This is a genomic window from Variovorax sp. GW822-FHT04A09, from assembly GCF_058801005.1.
Genome location: NZ_JBXAMV010000006.1, coordinates 333,686 through 352,672 on the forward strand (window position 1 = coordinate 333,686; position 18,987 = coordinate 352,672).

General features: G+C 64.7%; 15 protein-coding genes and 1 pseudogene. 7 read left to right on the forward strand and 9 right to left on the reverse strand.

Annotated elements, in window-relative coordinates:
* The 7 genes and pseudogenes from AC1RLW_RS27110 to AC1RLW_RS27140 all read left to right on the forward strand — a co-directional run.
* Positions 1-647 (forward strand): annotated as a pseudogene (locus AC1RLW_RS27110) (hypothetical protein); the annotation flags it as partial.
* A gap of 89 nt (positions 648-736) precedes the next feature.
* Positions 737-1,234, forward strand: coding sequence for an OmpA family protein (locus tag AC1RLW_RS27115; protein ID WP_492686558.1), 498 nt, complete (start codon positions 737-739; stop codon positions 1,232-1,234).
* 111 nt (positions 1,235-1,345) lie between these two features.
* Positions 1,346-4,438 (forward strand): glutamate ligase domain-containing protein, encoded by a 3,093-nt coding sequence (locus AC1RLW_RS27120; protein WP_493195753.1) that lies wholly within the window; start codon positions 1,346-1,348, stop codon positions 4,436-4,438.
* An 11-nt stretch (positions 4,439-4,449) separates the two neighbouring features.
* Complete coding sequence (locus AC1RLW_RS27125) at positions 4,450-4,728, forward strand: hypothetical protein (protein ID WP_492686559.1); 279 nt, start codon at positions 4,450-4,452, stop codon at positions 4,726-4,728.
* 91 nt (positions 4,729-4,819) lie between these two features.
* Positions 4,820-6,664 carry a peptidase domain-containing ABC transporter gene (locus tag AC1RLW_RS27130; RefSeq protein WP_390348642.1) on the forward strand — a complete coding sequence of 615 codons (1,845 nt, stop codon included), beginning with the start codon at positions 4,820-4,822 and terminating at the stop codon, positions 6,662-6,664.
* A 100-nt stretch (positions 6,665-6,764) separates the two neighbouring features.
* Positions 6,765-8,060 (forward strand): HlyD family type I secretion periplasmic adaptor subunit, encoded by a 1,296-nt coding sequence (locus AC1RLW_RS27135; RefSeq protein ID WP_493195787.1) that lies wholly within the window; start codon positions 6,765-6,767, stop codon positions 8,058-8,060.
* Positions 8,057-9,631, forward strand: a complete 1,575-nt coding sequence (locus AC1RLW_RS27140; protein ID WP_493195754.1) for a TolC family protein — start codon at positions 8,057-8,059, stop codon at positions 9,629-9,631. The genes AC1RLW_RS27135 and AC1RLW_RS27140 overlap by 4 nt, the downstream gene beginning before the upstream one ends.
* Positions 9,632-9,760: 129 nt before the next feature.
* Here the strand turns inward: AC1RLW_RS27140 and AC1RLW_RS27145 are convergent, their stop codons facing one another.
* Genes AC1RLW_RS27145 through AC1RLW_RS27185 form a run of 9 tightly spaced genes read right to left on the reverse strand, consistent with a single transcriptional unit; the run spans position 9,761 to position 18,986 of the window.
* On the reverse strand, positions 9,761-11,176 hold the full coding sequence (locus AC1RLW_RS27145) for a sigma 54-interacting transcriptional regulator (protein WP_493195755.1): 1,416 nt from the start codon (positions 11,174-11,176) through the stop codon (positions 9,761-9,763).
* A 30-nt stretch (positions 11,177-11,206) separates the two neighbouring features.
* Complete coding sequence (locus AC1RLW_RS27150) at positions 11,207-13,390, reverse strand: TadG family pilus assembly protein (protein ID WP_493195756.1); 2,184 nt, start codon at positions 13,388-13,390, stop codon at positions 11,207-11,209.
* Positions 13,391-13,400: 10 nt separating this feature from the next.
* Positions 13,401-13,853 (reverse strand): TadE/TadG family type IV pilus assembly protein, encoded by a 453-nt coding sequence (locus AC1RLW_RS27155; protein WP_493195757.1) that lies wholly within the window; start codon positions 13,851-13,853, stop codon positions 13,401-13,403.
* A gap of 32 nt (positions 13,854-13,885) precedes the next feature.
* Positions 13,886-14,362 carry a TadE/TadG family type IV pilus assembly protein gene (locus AC1RLW_RS27160; protein WP_493195758.1) on the reverse strand — a complete coding sequence of 159 codons (477 nt, stop codon included), beginning with the start codon at positions 14,360-14,362 and terminating at the stop codon, positions 13,886-13,888.
* 9 nt (positions 14,363-14,371) lie between these two features.
* Positions 14,372-14,791, reverse strand: coding sequence for a DUF3613 domain-containing protein (locus tag AC1RLW_RS27165; RefSeq protein ID WP_493195759.1), 420 nt, complete (start codon positions 14,789-14,791; stop codon positions 14,372-14,374).
* Complete coding sequence (locus AC1RLW_RS27170) at positions 14,788-15,717, reverse strand: tetratricopeptide repeat protein (protein WP_493195760.1); 930 nt, start codon at positions 15,715-15,717, stop codon at positions 14,788-14,790. Before AC1RLW_RS27170 ends, AC1RLW_RS27165 begins: the two co-directional genes overlap by 4 nt.
* Positions 15,714-16,679 (reverse strand): type II secretion system F family protein, encoded by a 966-nt coding sequence (locus tag AC1RLW_RS27175; RefSeq protein ID WP_493195761.1) that lies wholly within the window; start codon positions 16,677-16,679, stop codon positions 15,714-15,716. Before AC1RLW_RS27175 ends, AC1RLW_RS27170 begins: the two co-directional genes overlap by 4 nt.
* Complete coding sequence (locus AC1RLW_RS27180; RefSeq protein ID WP_493195762.1) at positions 16,676-17,677, reverse strand: type II secretion system F family protein; 1,002 nt, start codon at positions 17,675-17,677, stop codon at positions 16,676-16,678. Before AC1RLW_RS27180 ends, AC1RLW_RS27175 begins: the two co-directional genes overlap by 4 nt.
* Entirely contained in the window at positions 17,670-18,986 is a 1,317-nt protein-coding gene (locus AC1RLW_RS27185) for a TadA family conjugal transfer-associated ATPase (protein ID WP_493195763.1), read from the reverse strand. The genes AC1RLW_RS27180 and AC1RLW_RS27185 overlap by 8 nt, the downstream gene beginning before the upstream one ends.
* Between the last annotated feature and the right edge of the window lies 1 nt (position 18,987).

Sequence of the window (18,987 nt, forward strand, 5' to 3'; positions counted from 1 at the left end):
ACGGCATCCTCGGTGACGACGGCCTGCTGGGCGGTGTCCTCGGCGGTGTGACCGGTGGCGACGCCGGCGGCCTGCTCGACGGCGTCCTCGGTGACGACGGCCTGCTGGGCGGTGTCCTCGGTGGTGTGACCGGCGGCGACGCTGGTGGCCTGCTCGACGGCGTGCTGGGCGACGACGGCCTGCTCGGTGGGGTCCTCGGCGGTGACGGCGGCCTCCTGGGCGGCGTCCTCGGCGGCGGCGAAGGCGGTCTGCTCGGCGGCGTCCTCGGTGACGACGGCCTGGTCGGCAGCCTGCTCGGTGCCGATGGCCTCGTGGGCGGCCTGCTCGGTGGCCTGACGGGTGGCGCCGAACCGGTGGCCGGCATCCTGGAACCGGTGACGAGCATCCTCGACGGCTCGGCCGGCTCGGTGGTCTCGACGGTGGTCGAAACCGTGACCAACGCAGTCGAACCGGTGACCGACATCCTCGCCGGCACCCCGGCAGCCCCGGTGGCCGCGGTCGTGACCGGTGTGCTGGACACCGTCGAACACACGGTGGCCCCGGTGCTCGACAACGTGCTCACCCCGATCACCAGCCTGCTCGACCAGAGCCCGGCCGGCGGTGCCCTGGCACCCGTGACGAACATCCTGCACGGCCTGCTGGGCTGATCCAAGGACACGAAGAAGGAGGAAGGGAAACCTCGATAGCAAGCAGACAGGGACGGGCCGTCAGCGGCCCGTCCCGCGAAAGGACCGTCATGAACAAGAATTTCCGGATACTGGCCCTCGTGGCAATGGGCGCAAGCCTCGCTGCCTGCGGTGTGCCTCCCAAGGGCGGTCGCGACGACGCGACCTACTACTACTCCAACAAGAGCGTGCGCGAAGTGCCCAAGGTGGAGCCGGCACCCCCGCCGCCGCCGCCGAACACACCGGCCAAGATCGTCTACTTCGACTTCGACCGATACGACGTCCGGGCCGGCGACCGCAGCATCGTCGAGGCGCACGCGGGCTACATGCGCAACCGGCCGGCGAGCCGGGTCGTGATCGAAGGCCACACCGACCTGCGCGGCGGCCGCGAGTACAACCTCGCGCTCGGCCAGCGCCGCGCCGAGGCCGTGCAACGCATGCTCACGCAGATGGGCGTGCCGGGCGAACGCATCGAAGCCGTCAGCTGGGGCATTGAAAAGCCCGCATCGCTTGCCACCACCGAGGAGGGCCATCAGCTCAATCGTCGCGCCGAGTTCAGCTACCGCTGAATCGGGAGCACGCGATGATTTCACGGGCGGCTTCCGGTCCGCGATCACGTCATTCAAGCGAGAGCAGATGACGGACGCGACCGGCCTTCGCCCGCATTCGACCGGGGCCGAATGATGTCCTTCTCAGACCAGCTCCACGCCTGCCACGAGCGCCTGGTGTCCGTGTGCGCGGCGTTGCCTGCCCCGTACCCGGCCTTCACGCTCTTCTTCTCGGTGAGCGACGGCTCCCAGCGTGCGCACGTCGTGCATGCGCGGGCCGACGACTTCGAGACCGCCTGGCGCGAAGGCGCCGACCTCGTCGAGCGATGGGTGCGCGAGCGCGGCATCGTCTCGCCCTGGCTGCGCATCGACTGGGTCGAGGGCGCCAGTCCCATGGACTGGACGCAGTTCAAGACCCAGCTCACCGCGGTCAAGCGCAACTACTTCCGGCTCGGCCTGGCTTTCGACCAGGACTTCGGCTTCGCCTTCACCGAGCAGGAACTCAACGCCAACGCCATGCTGTGCGGCGATTCGACCATCGCGCATTCGGTGGTGAACGTGCGCAACTTCGACGTCTATGCGCAGGCCCGCTTCGAGCGCACGCTGCCGCTGGAAGAGTCGTCGGAGCGCACCGTGTACCTGCTGGCCACGGTGGGCGTGTTCTGCCAGCCCGACGGCGTGGTGCACAAGCTCGTGGGCACGGGGCTCGACGCGGGCCGCCGCCAGCTGCCGGCGCTCAACCCGCAGGCGGTGCTCGAGCTGGTGCGCAGCGGCTCGTCGTACCTGGCGCGCCAGATGCAAAGCGACGGCCTGTTCGTGTACGGCTACTTTCCGTGCTTCGACCGCCGCATTCCGACCTACGACGCGATGCGCCATGCCGGCACCGTGCACGCCATGCTCGAGGCCTGGGAGCTCACGCGCGACGACACGCTGCGCGCGGCCATCGACCGCGCCATCGACCACCTCACCGACGCGCTGATCCGCGACTACACGCTGCCCGACGGCCGCGAAGTCGCCTACCTGGTCGACACCGGCGGCGAGATCCGCCTGGGCGGCAACGCGGCCTGCGTGCGCATGTTCGTGCGCTACTGCGAGCTGATGGAAACGCGCCACTGGCTGCCGCTGCTGGAGAAGCTCGCACTGGGCATCGTGGCGCTGCAGGACCCGGCCAGCGGACGCTTCGACCACGTGCTGCACGCGGCTGACCTGTCGCTCAAGCAGGCCTCGCGCGTCATCTTCTACGACGGCGAGGCGGCCTTCGGCCTCATGCGCCTGTACGGCCTCACGCGCGATCCGCGCTGGCTGGCCGCGGTCGAGAAAGCCTTCGACCACTTCATTGCGAGCCAGCACTGGCAGTCGCACGACCACTGGCTCAGCGGCTGCGTGAACGAGCTCACGCAGTGGAGCCCGCAGGAGCGCTACTTCCGCTTCGGGCTGCAGAACGTGGCGGGCTACCTGGACTTCGTGCTCGACCGCAAGACCACCTTTCCCACGCTGCTCAGCCTCATGCTGGCGGCGCAGCAGATGCTGCAGCGGCTGGAGAGCATGCCCGCCATGCGGCATCTGCTCGACGAGCTGGACACCGAGAAGTTCTACCGCGCGCTCGACTACCGCGCGCACTACCTGCTCAACGGTTTCTTCTGGCCCGAGATGGCGATGTACTTCCGCCGGCCGTCCACGGTCGTCGGCGCCTTCTTCGTGCGGCACCACTCGTTCCGCGTGCGCATCGACGACGTCGAGCAGTACGTGACCGGCTTCGCGGCCTACCACCGCTACCTGCTGGACCGGCGCAGCCAGCCCGGCGGCGCGGGCCCCGGGGGCGGTGGTGGCGGCGTGCGCGACGACGGCGCGGTCTGGACGGCCAGCGAGATGGCGCGCGTGACCGGCGGCGAATGGGTGGTCAAGCCCGAGGACGGCTGGCGCGCCACCGGCGTGACCCAGCGCACCTTCATGCGCAAGGGCCGCGTCGTGTTCGAACACCAGGCCCGGCCCTCGAAGACGCCGCTGGCCGCCGTCACGCTCAAGGGCGTGCTGCAGCCGGCTGCGGCCGTGCTGTGCACCGACCCCAAGCCGCACCTGGACAAGCGCGTGCCCGTGCTGCAGGTGGCCAACGTGCTGCAGGCCGTGCTCGAGCTGGGCGACCACGCGCGCACCGAGTTCACCGGCCGCGTGTGCGGCGTGCTGGGCAGCGGCGCGGGCAGCAGCACCGTGGCCGCCATGCTGGCCAGCGCGCTCACCGTGTGGGGCGAGGTGGCGCAGCCCGAAGGCAACATCAGCCTGCCGTCGGGCATCGCGTGGAACCTCACCTGCATGCCGCGCCATGCCGCCTACTGGGTGCTCGAAATGGGTACCTCGCACATGCCGGCCTCGGCGCAGCTGATGCGGCCTTCGCTCATCGTGGTGACGGGGCTGTCGGCCGCGTCGCAGAAACACCGCGGCCCGTCGGAGGCCGCCGCGCGGCTCGATTGCCGCATGTTCCAGGCCATGGCCGCGGGCGACCGCGTGGTGCTCAACCGCGACATGCCCGAGTTCGCCACCTTCGCCGAAGCCGCGATGGCGCACCAGCTGCAGATCGTGACCTACGGCGAGCACAAGGACGCCGACGTGCGCCTGCTCGCCTTCGACCACGGCGAGGTGCAGGCCGAGGTGGCCGGCGAGCCCTTCCAGCTGCGCCTGAACGCGCCGGGCCGCCACATGGGCGCCAGCGCCGTGGCCGCGCTGGCCGCGCTGCAGGCGCTGCGCCTGCCGCTGGCCGCCGCGGTCGAACCCTTTGCGCACTTCGAGCCGCCGGGCGGACGCGGTGCGCTGCACACCATTCACATCGGCGGCGGAAGCTTCAAGCTGATCGATGAAACCTACGACGCCAACCCGAGTTCGATGCGGGCGGCGCTTGAGTTGCTGTCACAAGCCCCCTGCGAGCCTGCGCGCCGGGTGGCCATCCTGGGCGACATGCAGGAGCTGGGGCCCGCGGCGCAACGCCATCACCTCGATCTGGAGGCCGAGTTGCTGGCGTCGCAACCTGACCGCGTGCTCCTGTGCGGACCTTTGATGCGGGCGCTTCACACGCGCATCCGCACCAAGGTCCGCTCCCATTGGTTTGTCGATGTGTCCGACCTCTCCACCGCACTCGGCGGGCTGCTGCAACCAGGCGACTGGGTGCTGGCCAAAAGCTCCGCCGGTGTCGGTCTTTCCCGGCTGGCCCGGGTCCTGAAAGCACTGCCATGAGATGGAACGCATTGGTCCACATCCCCTATGAATCCGAACGCGAGGTACCCCCGCGGCGCTGGTGGCTGGGCTGGCTGCAGCTGCTGTGCGCCTGGGTGCTGCTGATGCTGCTGTGCGCCAACATCGCCCTCGTTTTTGCCGAAGGCCTGCCGGGCTCGTCCGGCCGCACCGCGACCCACAGCCATGCCCACAAAACGATGAATTGCACGCTCAGGGAAAACGCCGCGCCGCAAGCAGCGCGCGGCGCGGAAACGACCGGTCCGGCGCAGGTTCGCACCCACCGATGCTGAGAGGCGTCAGAGGCGAATTTTTGCCTTGTAACAGTCGGGTAACAGTTGATAATGATGCAGGCGTCGTTGCCCGACGGATCGGTCTTTTTCCATGATCAAGTTCCTCTTGCCCAGCCAGCTGGTTGCCGACAGGCCGGAAGTCCCCGGCGCCAGTCCGTATGCCGGTGCGCTGAACGATGCGTTTCGCGCGGCCTACCCGCTCGTCAAGAGCGCGGCCTGGCTGTCGCTGCCCATCAGCCTGTTCGGGCTGCTGCCTTCGATCTTCCTGCTGCAGGTGTATGACCGCGTGCTCTCGCGCAGCGGTGTCTCCACGCTCGCCGCGCTGGTGAGCGGCATCCTGTTCTTCCTGTGCATCGAGTTCTGGCTGCGCACGCGGCGTTCGCGCCTGCTGCGCAACGCGGGCGCCACCGTCGACCACGGCGTGTCGGGCGCGCTGCTGCACTCCATGCTCGGGCGCCCGCTGCGCGCGCTCGAGGCGCGGCCGGCCTCGTCCTGGCAGCTGTTCTTTCGCGACGTGGGCGCGGTGCGCGGCACCGTCACCGGCGGGCTCGCGCAATCGATCTTCGACCTGCCGATGGCGATCTTCGCGCTGATCGTGATCGGCATCGTCGCGCTGCCGGTGCTGCCCGTGGTGGCGGCCTTCCTGGCCATCATGGCGTTCCTGGCTTGGTGGTGGGCCGACGAAGTGCGCGCCGGCCGCGTCGAAGAAGTGCTGCGCGGGCGCGGGCTCGATCGCATCACCTCCGAGATCTGCCATGCGCGCGAGACGCTCAAGGCGCAGTCGAACGACGGCCCGACCATCGAGGTCTGGCAGCAGACCTACAACGCCTGGCTCAGCGAGAGCTTCGGCAAGAACGGCCAGATCGAAACCGCGCGCGACGGCACCACTGTGCTGCTCACCGTGTTCTCGGTGATCGTCGTCACCGTCGGCGCCATCGCCGTCATGCAGCAGTGGATGACGGTGGGCGGCCTCGTTGCCTCCAACATGCTTGCGCTGAAGGCGCTGCAGCCGGTGGCCGGGCTCGTGTCGAACTGGCGCGCGCTGGCCACCGCCAAGGAAGCCGCCAAGCGCCTCGAGACCGTGCTCGGCGAGCCGGTCGAGAAGGCGCCCACCGGCATGGCGCTGCCGCAGCCGCTGGGCCGCGTCACGCTGAAAGACGTGAGCTTCAGCTTCACCGAAGACGCGCCGCAGCCCGTGCTGGAAAACGTCGACCTCGACATCGGCCCCGGCGGCCTGCATGTGATCGTCGGGCGCAACGGCGCGGGCAAGTCGACGCTGGTGAAGCTGCTGTCGGGCCTGTACACGCCCACGCACGGCGTGGTGAGCATCGGCGAGTACGACCTGTCGCAGTTCGGCCGCGAAGAGCTGTCGCGCTGGATCAGCTACCTCTCGCAAGAGGTGTACTGGTTCGGCGGCCCGCTGGTCGACACCATGCGCCGCGGCGCGCCGGGCCAGAGCGACGAGCAGATCGTCGCGGCCTGCAAGCTCTCGGGCGCGCACGACTTCATCTCGCGCCTGCCCGACGGCTACCGCACCGTGGTGGGCGAGGGCGGCACCGGCTTCTCGGTGGGCGAGCGGCGCAAGCTCGCGCTGGCCATGAGCTTCCTGCGCAAGCCCTCGGTGCTGGTGCTCGACGAGCCCAGCAACGACCTCGACTTTCAAAGCGAGCGCAACCTGCTCGCGACCATGCTCGCGGTGGCCAAGGTGCGCACCGTGGTCGTGGTCACGCACTCGCTGCGCATCGTGTCGGCGGCCTCCGCCGTCTATCACGTCACCGGCCAGGGCAACGTGGAAATCGGCTCCGCCGCCGTCATGGTGCCCAAGCTCTTCGGCGTGAAGAAGCCGCTGGTGGCGCTGGGCGACAGCACCGACGACGGCAGCGGCAGCAGCAACAGCAATGCAGGCGTCCCGGCCGCCTCGCGCTCGATGGCGTGAGCAAGAAGGGCCACGCGATGCGTGATTCGTGGTTGACACGGATCGACCGACTGACAGACAGAGACAGGGGAACGGGATTTTGAAACCAGACTTGCCGCAGGTGCTTCAGGGCGAGAGCGAGAAACAGGCGGCGCAGACCACGCCGCAAGGCCGGCGGCGCCAGTGGATCATCGGTGGCGCGGTCGCGGTGCTGGCGGTTGTGGGGCTCGGCTTTCCGATGGAAACCGTCGTCGTCGCACCGGGCCGCGTGATCCCCTCCGACCGCGTGAAGTCGATCCAGCATCTGGAAGGCGGCATCGTCAGCAACGTGCTCGTGAAAGAAGGCGACAAGGTCAAGCAGGGCCAGTCGCTGGTCGAGATCGACCTGGGCGGCAGCGGCCTGAACTTCGAGGAGCTCACCGCGCGCTACGCCGCCACGCAGGCCACGCGCGTGCGGCTCATTGCCGAGAGCCGCGGCCAGCCGCTCAAGCGCGATTCGTTCGATGCCGACATCGACGAAGCCGTGCTCGAAGGCGAGGTCGGCGCCTACCAGGCGCGCGCGCTCGAACAGCGCGGCGTCATGGCCGGCGCCGTGTCGGGCCTGGAGCAGGCGCGCAGCAAGCAGCTCGAACAGCAGGCCAAGGCCAAGGGCCTGAACGATCGGCTCGCGCTGATGCAGAAAGAGCTGGAGATCTCCGAACAGCTGCTGAGCGAAAAACTCGTCGGCCAGGTCGAGGTGCTCGAAAAGCGCCGCCAGGCCGAAGGCGTGCGCAGCGAACTCGCCGTGGCGCGCCAGGGCGTGATCTCGGCGCAGGCCGCCATCACCGAGGCGCAGGCCAAGATGGCCGAGGCCGAGGGCCGCTTTCGCCGCCGCGCATCGGACGAGCTCGCCACCGTCGAGCGCCAGTTCGCCAGCCTGAGCGAAGACCTCGCGCGCGCCCGCACCCAGCGCTCGCGCACGGTGGTGAAGGCGCCGGCCGACGGCATCGTGAAGGGCCTGCGCAGCTCCAGCGCCGGCTGGGTCGTGAAGCCCGGCGAATCCATCCTGGAGGTGGTGCCCGACGAGGACGAGATCATGGTCGAGGCGCGCCTCAACCCGAACGACCGCGGCTTTGTCGAAGTGGGGCAGGAGGCGCGCGTGAAGATCACCGCCTACGACTACCTGCGCTACGGCGCCGTCGACGGCAAGGTCAAGCTCGTGGCGGCCGACGCCGATCGCGATGCCGCCATTGCCAGCGGCGCGCCGTACTACCGGCTGCTCATCAGCATGTCGCAGTCGCACGTGGGACGGCCGGAAAACCGCGTCACCGCCGGCATGGAGTCCGAAGTCGACCTGCGCGTGGGGACCGATCCGTTCATCTGGTACATCCTGCGGCCTGTGCTCAAACTGCGGCGCGAAGCCTTCCGCGAACCATGAGCAAGCCCGTGTTGCCGGGCCGGCGCGCGCGCATCGCCCCGGGTGTGCTCTGCGCGACCTTGTGCGTCAGCATGGCGCTGCCGCCCACCGCGTATGCCCAATCGTCGCCGGAGCAGGAGGGGCCACCTGCAGCGCTGGCACTGTCGCGCCGCCTGTCGCCACCGTCCCTCGGCGCCGCGAGCTATGCGCAGCGCGTGAAGCAGGCGCTCATCGCGCTGTCGCAGGAGTACCCCGAAGTGCTGACTGCGCAGGCCGCGGCCAACACCAGCAGCTTCGGCGTCGACGCGGCCCGCATGGCGCGCTACCCGCGCTTCAAGGTCGGCACGTCGTCGGGCACCTACAGCAGCGGTGCCAAGGATGCGAAGAGCGAGAACTACACCGTGCTCACCGCCGAAGCGCGCGTGAGCCTGATCGATGGCGGCGCCATGAGCGCGGCGCAGCGGGCCGCCGAATTCGGCAACCAGGCCGACGACGAGGCCGTTACCACCACGTCGCAGAAAGTAGTGCTCGACGCGCTCACCGCCTACCTGCAGGTGCAGCGCTTCGACCTGAAGAAGCAGATCGCGCACCGCGCCACCGAAGTCGTGGCCGACCTGTCGAAGGCCGAGGCGCGCCGCGTGGCGCTCGGCGTGAGCGGCGACAACGACCTCAACATGGCCGCCTCGCGCCGCGCCCTCGTCGCTGCGCGCGAGTCCGACTTCGAGGCCCAGCGCGACGAGGCGCTGGCCAAGTTCCGCAACTACTTCAAGTTCTCGCCCGCGCCTGAATCGCTGCCCGTGCTCGCTGCACCGTCGCACTGGCGCATCGGCTCGCAGGAAGAAGCGCTGCGCCGCGCCGAAGCACGCAGCACCGAACTGGCCGAAGCCCAGGGCCGCGTGGCACGTGCACGCGCGCTGGTCGACCAGACCGAAGCCAGCCTGTACCCCACGCTCGACGCCGTCGTCGTGAAGAGCAAGGACCCGCGCGGCGTGTCGCCGCAAGACCCCACGCGCGCCGCCTTCGAACTCAACTGGAACTTCGGCAACGGCTTCGACCGCCAGCTCAAGCTCAAGGGCGCCCTGGCCGAAGTCGCGAACCAGGAAGCCAAGATGGAGGGCGTGAAGCTCAACCTGATGGAGCTCACCGCGTCGTCGTGGTCCCGCACCGTGGCCGGCCGCGAACGCGAGCGCCAGTTGATGGAAGCTGTCAGCACCTCGGGCCAGGCCTTCCGCGGCCGCCGCCGCCTCATGGAGTTCGGCCGCGAGACCCTGCCCCAGGTGCTCGACGCGCAGCTCGACTACTACACCCTGCTGTTCGACTACATCGACGGCGTGTTCGACCTGCGCATTTCGGAACTGCGTCTGGCGCGCACCACCGGCGAACTGCGCATCGACCCCATCGGCGCCAACAACTGGATCGACCGCATCTTCGGCCCCCCGAGCCGGAACGTCCTGACCGAAGACGGCCTGCTGGGCGCGCTGTGCATCTCGAGCAACACGACCTGCGCGAGCGAACCGTTGGTCGACCGCGCACCGGGCGCATCGATTGCGAACCCGCCGCTGCGCCGGTCAACGCGCCTCGGAACTCAATAGTCTTCAGCGGCAAGCGCAGCGAAGCCCCTTCGCGAAACACCACGGAACCGGCTTTGCCGGGCCGTAGGTGTTGCCCCCGGTAGGGGGAAGGAGAAGCGGACACGAAGTGCCGCGCAGCCTGGGGGCGAGCTAAGTTTCTTCGGGGATGCCGGGCTCGCCGTCGAGGATCTGGTACTTGCGCATCTTTTCCCACAGCACCTTGCGGCTGATGCCCAGGTGCTGCGCCGTATCCTGGCGCTTCCAGTCGTTGATCTCGAGCGCCGCGATGATGCGATTGCGCTCGCTGCTGTTCCAGCCCTTGCGGTCGCCATTCGCGTCGAGCGGGACCCCCGTGCCATTGCGGTCGGTGGCCAGCGCAGCCGGTGCCGGCGTGCCGCGCGTGAGCGCGATCGCGCGCTGGATCAGGTTCTGGTCCCAGCTGTGCAACTGCCGCGCGATCACGCCCACGCGCTCCGCGAGATTGCGCAGCTGCCGCACGTTGCCGGGAAAGTAGGTTTCGGCCACCGCATCGCTGAGCCAGTGCGGCGTTTCGCCCAAGGCTTCGAGCTCGTCGCCGAGCACGTTCGCCAGCAGCGCCTTGAAGATCGCGATCTTGTCGATCTCGCCACGCTCTTCGAGGCTCGGCACATGCAGCTCGATCACCGCGAGCCGGTAGAACAGGTCGGCCCGAAACTCGCCGCTCGCCACCATCTCGCGCAGGTTGCGGTTCGTCGCCGCCACGAGCCGGAAGTCGACACGGATCGGCGACGTTGCACCCAGCCGCGTGACCGCGCTGTCTTCGAGCACGCGCAGCAGCTTGACCTGCTGGTAGCGCGGCAAGTCACCGATCTCGTCGAGGAACAACGTGCCGCCCGTGGCCTGCTCGAAGTACCCGCGGTGCGCATGCACGGCACCGGTGAACGAGCCCTTCGTGTGGCCGAAGAACAGCGACTCGAACAGCCCATCGGGAATCGCACCGCAGTTCACCGCCACGAACGCGCCCTTGCCGTACTGCTGGTGCCCGATGTGAAGCTGCTGCGCAATGCGCTCCTTGCCCACGCCGGTCTCGCCGCGCACCAGCACCGGATGGTTGCAGTCCGCAAAGGCGCCCACTTCGGCGAGCAGCCCTTTCATCGCATCGGAATGCGCCACCAGCACGTCGGGCGCCTGCGGCGCGACATCGCGCGCACGCAGCTGGCGCACCAGCTTGGCCACCATCGTGCGCAACTCGGCACAGGTGAAGTCATAAGGCAGGACGTGCAGGTACTCGGGTGGATACGTGCGCGAATCGCGCTCGCGCGAGGCCGCAGCGACCCAGATCACGGGCATGCCTTGCAGCAGCTCGGTGGCATGAGGGAGCCCGCCGCCATCGATGACGGTGACGCTGATGATCGCGACGGAAGGGCGCAGCGCGACACCGCGGTCCTGCTGAGGCGGCGGCAGGCCATCGGCCCGGATGACTTCCACGTCGAAGCTCGCCATGCACCGCGCAATGCGGTCGAGGATGTCGGCTTTGCCTTCCCAGACAAAGAGGTCGAGTTCGTCGAAGTTGGAGGCAGGATTCATCGAAAGATTGATGCTGAAATTCGCTGTCGGTCAATACACCAGCTTGGAGCGCGCGCATTGAAGGCCATTCAGCTTGACATCGGTGCGGCCTAGTTCAAGACCCAATACGTTGGTGAGAATGTTGGAGAGAAATCCCCCGATACCATCCAGGAGAGGCTGAAGAAGTGCAATCACCGGGCTGAGCAGGACAGAAAGAAGCCCGGTCGCGCCGCCTGTTCCTGGTGATGTGCTACCTGGAACTTGCGAGGCGGCGCTGTCAATCACGCCGGCCGGCGCAGAGTTGAGTGCATCAAGTACCTTGCCTTTTACGCAGCTGTTCCAGGCCAATGCCTGCAGCAGGCCCGCACAAGAGGGACCAAGGCCGATCAGGCCCAACAAACCACCAGACGGCTTCGTTTGGTCTTCCAGAACTTGCCATACAGACAGATTCTTCTTGACTGGAATGACGCCAAGCAATGGGTCTGGCACCCAAACGGTTCGAAGCCAATCTCCGAGGCTGGGTGAACCGGTCGCCGGATTTCCATTCTTCAGAAGGTTGATAACGGCGGTGGCATCGTAGAAGCCGTTCGGTTTCTGGGTTGCAGCGAGGTAAGCGTTTGCGAGCGCGAGGGCCTTGTCGTCCGCTGGGGCTTCCGGGCTCAAACTCAATAGCTGGCCTAACGTTTTGGACAACTCGTCGATCAGGTTGGCGACCGTCGTACCGACTTTGAGCGTGTTCGGAGCTGTTGACACGACCTGACCGACCTCCAAAGTCACGGATTCCTGTTGAGAAAATGCATCAATCTTGATCCAGGCCGGCGCAGGTACGGGTAGATGGAGAAGTTGAATCAATCGCTCCTTCTGAAGACTGTCTTCGCACAAGTTCTTGGTAGAAAATCGAACACTGGCGTCGTCAACTTTTCCGACACAGGCGCGGAGAATGTTTGATGTGACCTTGACTGTCGCCTTGCGAGGAGAGGCAAGGCAATCCATGCCGGTAAGTTCTCCATTTCCGTTGATGGCATCGATGTAGATGGGAAGATGCACACGAGTGCCCAGCAAGCCGGTCACGATCGGAGACAGAAGTCCTCCTAGGAGACCGTCGGTATCGATATTCAAGTAAAGGCGAACTTGTGCGTTGTAGGCCTTGGTTCCGATGCCACCGATGCCGATAGACGGTGGTTCGACGATGCCAGCTTGTGCATCGACAAGACCGCCCAGTTTCAGCCCGGGGATCAATACGGCCCGACCGGCTGTGGCAATGCCAATGCTGGTCTTCAAGAGCATTCCAAGGTCGATCTCAGTATTCAGCGCTGCCTCGTTGGTGCTGTTTGGTGTGCTGAGCGTCAGGATTCCGCCAGATCCGGTGTCAGAGCCAAGAAGGTTCAACTTCACTTGACCTAGATGCGCATCGATCAGATCTTCTTTCAACGCTCTGACTAGCACGGCAAGGGCCTCGTCTTGTCCAATAGCGTTCAATGAGAGGTCGAGAATCTGGCTCAGGGTAACTTGGGGAAGCTTTGCAAGTTCTGTTGGGGTTAGGGCACCCCCATCCAAAACGACACCCAGACCCAAGTCCTTCAGAAGGCCCGATGGCGTGACCTTGATCTTCGCGAGCCCATTGGAGTCCAAAACGGTCAGAACTTCCGGGTTCACTCCGACGGCCTGAAGTATTTTTCCGAGGGGCGAGTTCGCATTCGTTCTAAGTAGTTGAGAGCCAACGGAAAAGTTCGCAACGGCTGCATCGAGCGCTGCGACGGCCTTAACGCTGATCTGTCGATTTCCCGTGAAGAACGGTAGAAGCTTGGGTGGCTCTTTCGTAATGGTGACTCGTAGCGCGTTGTGCTCTTTCGGATCAGTGCTCGGCAGGAAATGATCCCCCGCAGGTAGCCCCGGCGCCCATTTACCGCATTCCAACAGCGTGAGGGATACGCCGGGCAAGTTGCTGGTGGCATTGGCTGTAGCGGCATCTTTCGCCAACTTGCACATATCGGTCGCGGGAAGAGGCGAGAGTTGCTGCGCTCCTGCCAGAGCGGCTAGGTCGGCAGCTTTCTGAAACTCCCGCTTCATATAGAAGAGGTAGCCCAGTTCTGTGCCGATCAGAGTAATGATCACCAAGCTCAACGCGATGGCTGCGTTGACCAGAATAGATCCTCTGGCTTGCCCATTTTTCCGGCATGCGCCTGAGGCTCGATGTGCGGTACTGTGCGAAGCGCTCCGATGAGTGAAGTTCATTCGAGGCTCCTCAGGAAGATTGAAGCGCGGCGATAGCTCGGCTCGTCAGTTTTTCAGGAGAACTGCCGACGAGGGGCAATGAGGGCAACAATCTACTGACACTGTCATAGGGAAAAGTCACAACGACTGTGGCCTGTGCCGGCGGTATTCCCGTTGGGCTCCCCGGTTGCTTGCTGATGCGTACGTTGACCTTCTGCTCGATCCAATTGCTAGAGACTGTCGGCGCGATCATGGAGGTCTTCAACGAGTTGAAGACCACGCCTTTGATCCGGGCATCGTCATCGACGAGAGGGACCGAAGGAGGAAGTAGCGATATGGCGCGAGCACCTTCTTCTGCGGCACGCGTGACCACTTGCTGCGTATAAAGCGCAGCGCCGAACGTCGCGATTCCGTAGAGCACGAGAAATAGAAAGCCGAAGACCAAGGCGAATTCGACGGCCGCGATGCCGCGCTGGAGACTCATGCATGCTGGCCGAGTAAAAGCATGGGCGTTTGTCAAAGTGTTCCCCCGTCCAAAAGCATGCTGGCCTTGCCTACAAGAACATCAGGGATGGCAAAGTTGGCCAGTGGCGGCAGTACTTGCTTCATGCCGTTCACAGTCACAGTCACAGTGACCTGGCACCTTTTCTCCCACGCTGTGTGACACGGCGGATTGAGACAGATATTGGTCTCAACCTGGCAGATCTGAACATCGACCAGTTGGCTGCTTGCTGCGGGTAGCCATCCCTTAATCTGGAAGCGCGCCACGAAATCAGCCTCTGCCTTTCGGCGAGGTAGATCGATTTGATAGCGCAGTGCGGCGCGCGCCCCATCTTCCGCTGCGTTCTGAAGCCCAAATCGAAAGGCAAAGAGAATTCCGTAGCAGATGATCCCGTAGAGAACAGCGAAGAAAATCAAGAACACAACAGCGAACTCGATCGCATACACACCGCGCTGAGCACGGATGGAGGCAAAAGGCCGCGATGTTTTCATGGCGCGCGCCTATCTGCCGCCACCGGTGCCATTGCTGGCGCTGCCGGATTTGACGCTTGAGTTGAAGCGCTCGGGGATCGGGAACTCAAAGCTCTTCAAATAGCGTTCGTAACTGCGCTGCGCGATGCTTCCTGCAATCGGGCGCGGCGTTTTGGACGCGATGTCACCGCTGCGCTGCCAGGCCAGCAGGCCCTGGGTAGCGTCGCCAACTTGCAGCGGAGCGTAGCCGTGCTCTTCTTCATGCGGAGATGGCGTATCGACTGAAGGTTCGGCAACTGCAGGAGCTTGCACGTTTGCGGTGAGAGGTACTGCAGCCGGTCCTGCCGGTGCCGCGCCTTGCGCCAGAACCGCCGGCGAGGAGGAAAGCAGCGCCACAAGGAGACCGCATCTGGACAAAGCGTGGAGCACGGCATCGCACTCTTTTTTCATGGTGTACCTCTTGAAGTCGGGATCGGAGGGGGCGAAGAGGCGATGGCCTCCGGATTTGCTGGAATGGCGGTGCGTATCTCGGTCAAGTGCGACCGCCGTGAAGTCTTGAGTGCAAGCGGAAGGGTTTCGTCGCGAGCTGATGTCCCCGCGGGTGCGACCAGTGCACGGGGCGCGGCTGCACCATCACGGAGTCGCTGTGCAGCTTCTCTGACCGCCGAACGCGCAGCGGTGGACATGCGATTCGCATCCATCATGGCCGCGGCTTGTTCCTGCTGATTCGTGAGTTCGAGATACAAGGCGAGATTGGCTTGTGCCTGCGTGCTGTCGGGGCGAAGCTGAAGAGCTTGCATCAACGGCAAGCGAGCCTCCTCAATGGAGCCTGCGCGTAGGTGGGCATAGCCAAGATCGCTCAACAGCAGCGCATCAGTCGGTGTGTGGCGCTGGGCCTGCTTCAGAAATTGCACCGCCTCCGCGTAGTTCCCGCGTGCTCCGGCCAAGAGACCCAGTCCGCGACAACCGGCACCTTCAAGCGCGGTGCCCATCAGCCGTCTATAGGCCGCTTCGCTCTGCGTTGCTTGGCCAGTTTGACGCAAGGCATCAGCGCGCAGGCGAGTGGATTCGGGGGACGTTCCCCAGCGTTGTTCGAGAGCATCGATGTGTGCCAGTGAAGCAAACCACAGGTTCTCTCGCTGCATCTGTTCGACGAGCTTGAGGTAGGTTTCTTTCGTATCGATGGAGTTTCCCGCTTTGGTTTCGGCGACGGCTTCTGCTGCCATACGTTGTTGAGCATCGACGCTGGCAGCGTACTGATCCTTGGGGGTAGTGCACCCGGAAAGCGCAAGGAACATCAGGCAAATCGCAGCGTGTACCGAAAATCGGTTTCGTGCGCTATGGGATTGCTTGCCAAGGAGATTGATGTTTCTCATTTGGAGACTGCTGCCAGTGAACGGAAGATGGCAATGAACCCGGGACCGGCCGTCACGATCACCAAGGCAGGTAGCAACGTGGTCACCATGACGCCAGTCATCTTCACGGTGATTTTTCCGATGCGTTCCTTCATTTCCGAGCGCCGCCTTTCACGCAGCCTTTCGCCGAAGATACGCAAGGGTTCTTGCACCGCTCCCCCATGGCGATCGACCTGCACGAGCAGAGAGACCAAGCCGCGCAGATCCTCGTTGCCGTGGAGGGTGGCGAGGCGTTGAAGGGAGTGCTCACGCGTTCGTCCCTGGCTGTATTGGCGGTTGGCGAACGTCAGTTCGTAGCCGAGCACCCGCAGAACATGTGAAAAATCGTCGGCCATGATCTGCAGACTTTGATCGAGGCTCAGACCCACGCCTTGCAGGAGTTTCAAGAGATCGACAAAGAGCGGAAGCTCACGCGATATGCGCTCGCGGCGGCCGGCCGCGATTCGACCAAGCACCCACTTTGGGAGCATGAAACCAACCACGAAGGCCCCAGCGAGAACGATCACAAAGGTGCGATCGCTCTGGCTGGTCTTCCAGACGGCGCAGACGATCATTGGAAGGAGGATGGCCAGAGCGAGACGGGTTACCAAGAAGATCAGTTGTGCCCGCTTGGACGCGAGTCCACATTGATCGATAAGTCGTCGGTCTTCGTCTGCGACCAGGGCGCGTCCGATTCGCGAGTCGAGCCAATGAAAGGGAAGCTCGATGTCGGCGCGCGCGGCGGCACCTGGTTCTAAATCGGTTTCGGGAGGAGTCTTCAGATCGATCTGGGTGGTCGTGTCCCGACGGAGGGCGCGGCCGATTACCTGACCGCTGCGGCTGCGGCGACGCTCTGCTGCAATCAATGCACCCGCAGCGACCAGCAAGCCCAGTGCGAGAAACACAATACTGAGGGTAGCGAGATGGTTCGACGTGAGATTCATGCGAGCCTCGCCAATCGATACAGGAAGATGGCGCCCAGTATTTGTAGCCCTGCAGACGAAAAGATCAGTACTCGCCCTGTTCCGTCGTTCCACATGCCCACAAAGTAAGACGGATTGGTCAGGATCAGGAAGGCGCCGACGCCGAGAGGAAGAAGTCCCAAAATCCAGGCTGAGAGGCGTGTTTCGGAAGACATTGCGACCAGTTCATGCTGGGCCTGCTCGCTGTCGCGCATGAAGTTGGCAACTCGCTCCAGGAGGAGGTCGGACCGGCCGCCGTAGCGCACGCTCAGTCCCAGGATCGAGGCCAGCAGGAACATCTCCTCCACACGCACATTGTTCGCCATCTGATGCACCGCGCGGTCAAGGTCCACGCCCGCACGTACCAGGACCGCAGCGCGTTCCATGTGTCCTCGCAGTGGGTCCTGTGTCGTGGCGATCGCCAATTGAAAGGCCGCTTGCGTCGAGTTGCCGATGGTGATCAGACGAACCATTGCATCGATGTAAGCGGGCAACTGGCTGATCAATTGACGGCGGACTTTTTGCAGGCGCAACCACGTTGCGAAGGCAGAGGCGACGATGAGAAGAAAGAGCACACCAGCGGCAGCGACCCAACCTCCAAAGACGCCCGCCAGCAAGCACAACACGACGGTGCCGATTGCGGAAAGTGCGGCAACCCGAGGCGGGATGATCCCGTGGAGCCACGCGGGAAGAACGGATTCCAGCGAGAGCTTTCGACTGGCCGGAGTTGCTGCTATCTCGTTCTGAAGCCAGGGATCCGACGTGATGCCAGGAACGAACGCCTCTGCAGGAGGGGCGCGCAGAGTCGGCACCTGCGGGGCATTTGCTGTCGCATCAGCGCTGCTCGCCAGAATCTGTTGCTCAAGGTGTCGTTCGGTTGCGCGGCGGCTCTGCCGATTTCTTGCCCACTGCCAAAGCAACAATCCACTCGCCGCTAGCAGCAGCGCAATGCAGATCACGATGAGCAGTGCTTCACGCACGACCTTCTCCACTTTGGGTGCGGGCGAAGGATTGACGGAAGCGCGTGATCTTCGGCGAATGAGGCGCAATGCCCAGTGAGACCCAGCGATCGCGTTCTTCTCCGTCCGGCGACACGACAGGCTCGTAGCGGTAAAGCTCTTGCATTGCCACCACGTTGTCGTTCACGCCTGTGACTTCGCTGAGCGAGATGATGCGCCGCTGCCCGTTGGAGAGCCGGCCGATCTGCACGATGAAATCGATGGCGTTGGCAATCTGGCGACGCAGGCTCACCTCGCTGCCTTGATAGCCGGCGAAGCCGGCGAGCATTTCCAGTCGATACAGGCACTCGCGCGGCGAGCTGGCGTGGATGGTGCCCATGGAACCTTCGTGCCCGGTATTCATGGCCTGCAGCATCTCGATGACTTCGGCGCCGCGCACCTCGCCGACGATGATTCGATCCGGTCGCATCCGCAGGCTGTTGCGCAGCAGGTCGCGAATCGATACAACCCCCGTGCCGTCGAAGCCACCGGGGCGGCTTTCGAGGCGTACCACGTGGCTGGTACTGAGTGAAAGTTCGGCCGTGTCTTCGATGGTGATCACGCGCTCCCGCGCGGGAATGAAGCTTGCCAGGGCATTGAGCAATGATGTCTTGCCGGAGCTGGTTCCGCCGCTCACCAGCACATTGCAGCGTGCTCGCACCGCGATCTCGAGCAGTTGCGCCATGCCGGCATCGAAGGTCCCGAGCTTCACCAGGTCTGCGGGAGTGAGGGGCTCCTTGCGGAACTTGCGGATGGAGACGGACAGGCCATCGATGGCTAGCGGTTCGATGATGACGTTGATGCGCCCCCCGTCGGGCAGGCGCGCATCGACCATCGGGTTCGATTCGTCGAGCCGACGCCCCAGCGGCGCCAGGATGCGGCGCACGATCCGCATGACGTGCTCGGAATCGGTGAAGCGCAGCGTTTCGCGTTCCAGGATGCCGTGACGCGACACGTAGACGTTCTCATAGCCGTTGATCAGGATGTCTTCGACAGCCGGATCGTTCAGCAGGTCTTCCAGCGGGCCGAAGCCGGCCAGCTCCTTCGTCAGCGCATCGGCGATGAGCTGCATCTCGCGGTCGTTGATCGGCACGCGGCGCAGGCGCACGAAGCTGTCGACCTCCAGTTCGACGAACTGCTGGATAGACGCGCGCGACCAGCGGCCGAACTCCGCGCCCAGCTCTTCGATGCGACTGAGCAGGTGATCGTGCGTCCAGCTCTTGATGTCCTGGAATTGCTGGGAGTTGATGAACGCCTGGTCGTCGTCGGCAAATTCGATATCAGTGGACATG

What these genes read in the sequence shown, in the direction of transcription:
- AC1RLW_RS27115 (WP_492686558.1), top strand. Translation starts at nt 737, where the DNA reads ATGAACAAGAATTTCCGGATACTGGCCCTCGTGGCAATGGGCGCAAGC.
- AC1RLW_RS27120 (WP_493195753.1), top strand. Translation starts at nt 1,346, where the DNA reads ATGATGTCCTTCTCAGACCAGCTCCACGCCTGCCACGAGCGCCTGGTG.
- AC1RLW_RS27130 (WP_390348642.1), top strand. Translation starts at nt 4,820, where the DNA reads ATGATCAAGTTCCTCTTGCCCAGCCAGCTGGTTGCCGACAGGCCGGAA.
- AC1RLW_RS27140 (WP_493195754.1), top strand. Translation starts at nt 8,057, where the DNA reads ATGAGCAAGCCCGTGTTGCCGGGCCGGCGCGCGCGCATCGCCCCGGGT.
- AC1RLW_RS27145 (WP_493195755.1), bottom strand. Translation starts at nt 11,176, where the DNA reads ATGAATCCTGCCTCCAACTTCGACGAACTCGACCTCTTTGTCTGGGAA.
- AC1RLW_RS27150 (WP_493195756.1), bottom strand. Translation starts at nt 13,390, where the DNA reads ATGAACTTCACTCATCGGAGCGCTTCGCACAGTACCGCACATCGAGCC.
- AC1RLW_RS27155 (WP_493195757.1), bottom strand. Translation starts at nt 13,853, where the DNA reads ATGAGTCTCCAGCGCGGCATCGCGGCCGTCGAATTCGCCTTGGTCTTC.
- AC1RLW_RS27160 (WP_493195758.1), bottom strand. Translation starts at nt 14,362, where the DNA reads ATGAAAACATCGCGGCCTTTTGCCTCCATCCGTGCTCAGCGCGGTGTG.
- AC1RLW_RS27165 (WP_493195759.1), bottom strand. Translation starts at nt 14,791, where the DNA reads ATGAAAAAAGAGTGCGATGCCGTGCTCCACGCTTTGTCCAGATGCGGT.
- AC1RLW_RS27170 (WP_493195760.1), bottom strand. Translation starts at nt 15,717, where the DNA reads ATGAGAAACATCAATCTCCTTGGCAAGCAATCCCATAGCGCACGAAAC.
- AC1RLW_RS27175 (WP_493195761.1), bottom strand. Translation starts at nt 16,679, where the DNA reads ATGAATCTCACGTCGAACCATCTCGCTACCCTCAGTATTGTGTTTCTC.
- AC1RLW_RS27185 (WP_493195763.1), bottom strand. Translation starts at nt 18,986, where the DNA reads ATGTCCACTGATATCGAATTTGCCGACGACGACCAGGCGTTCATCAAC.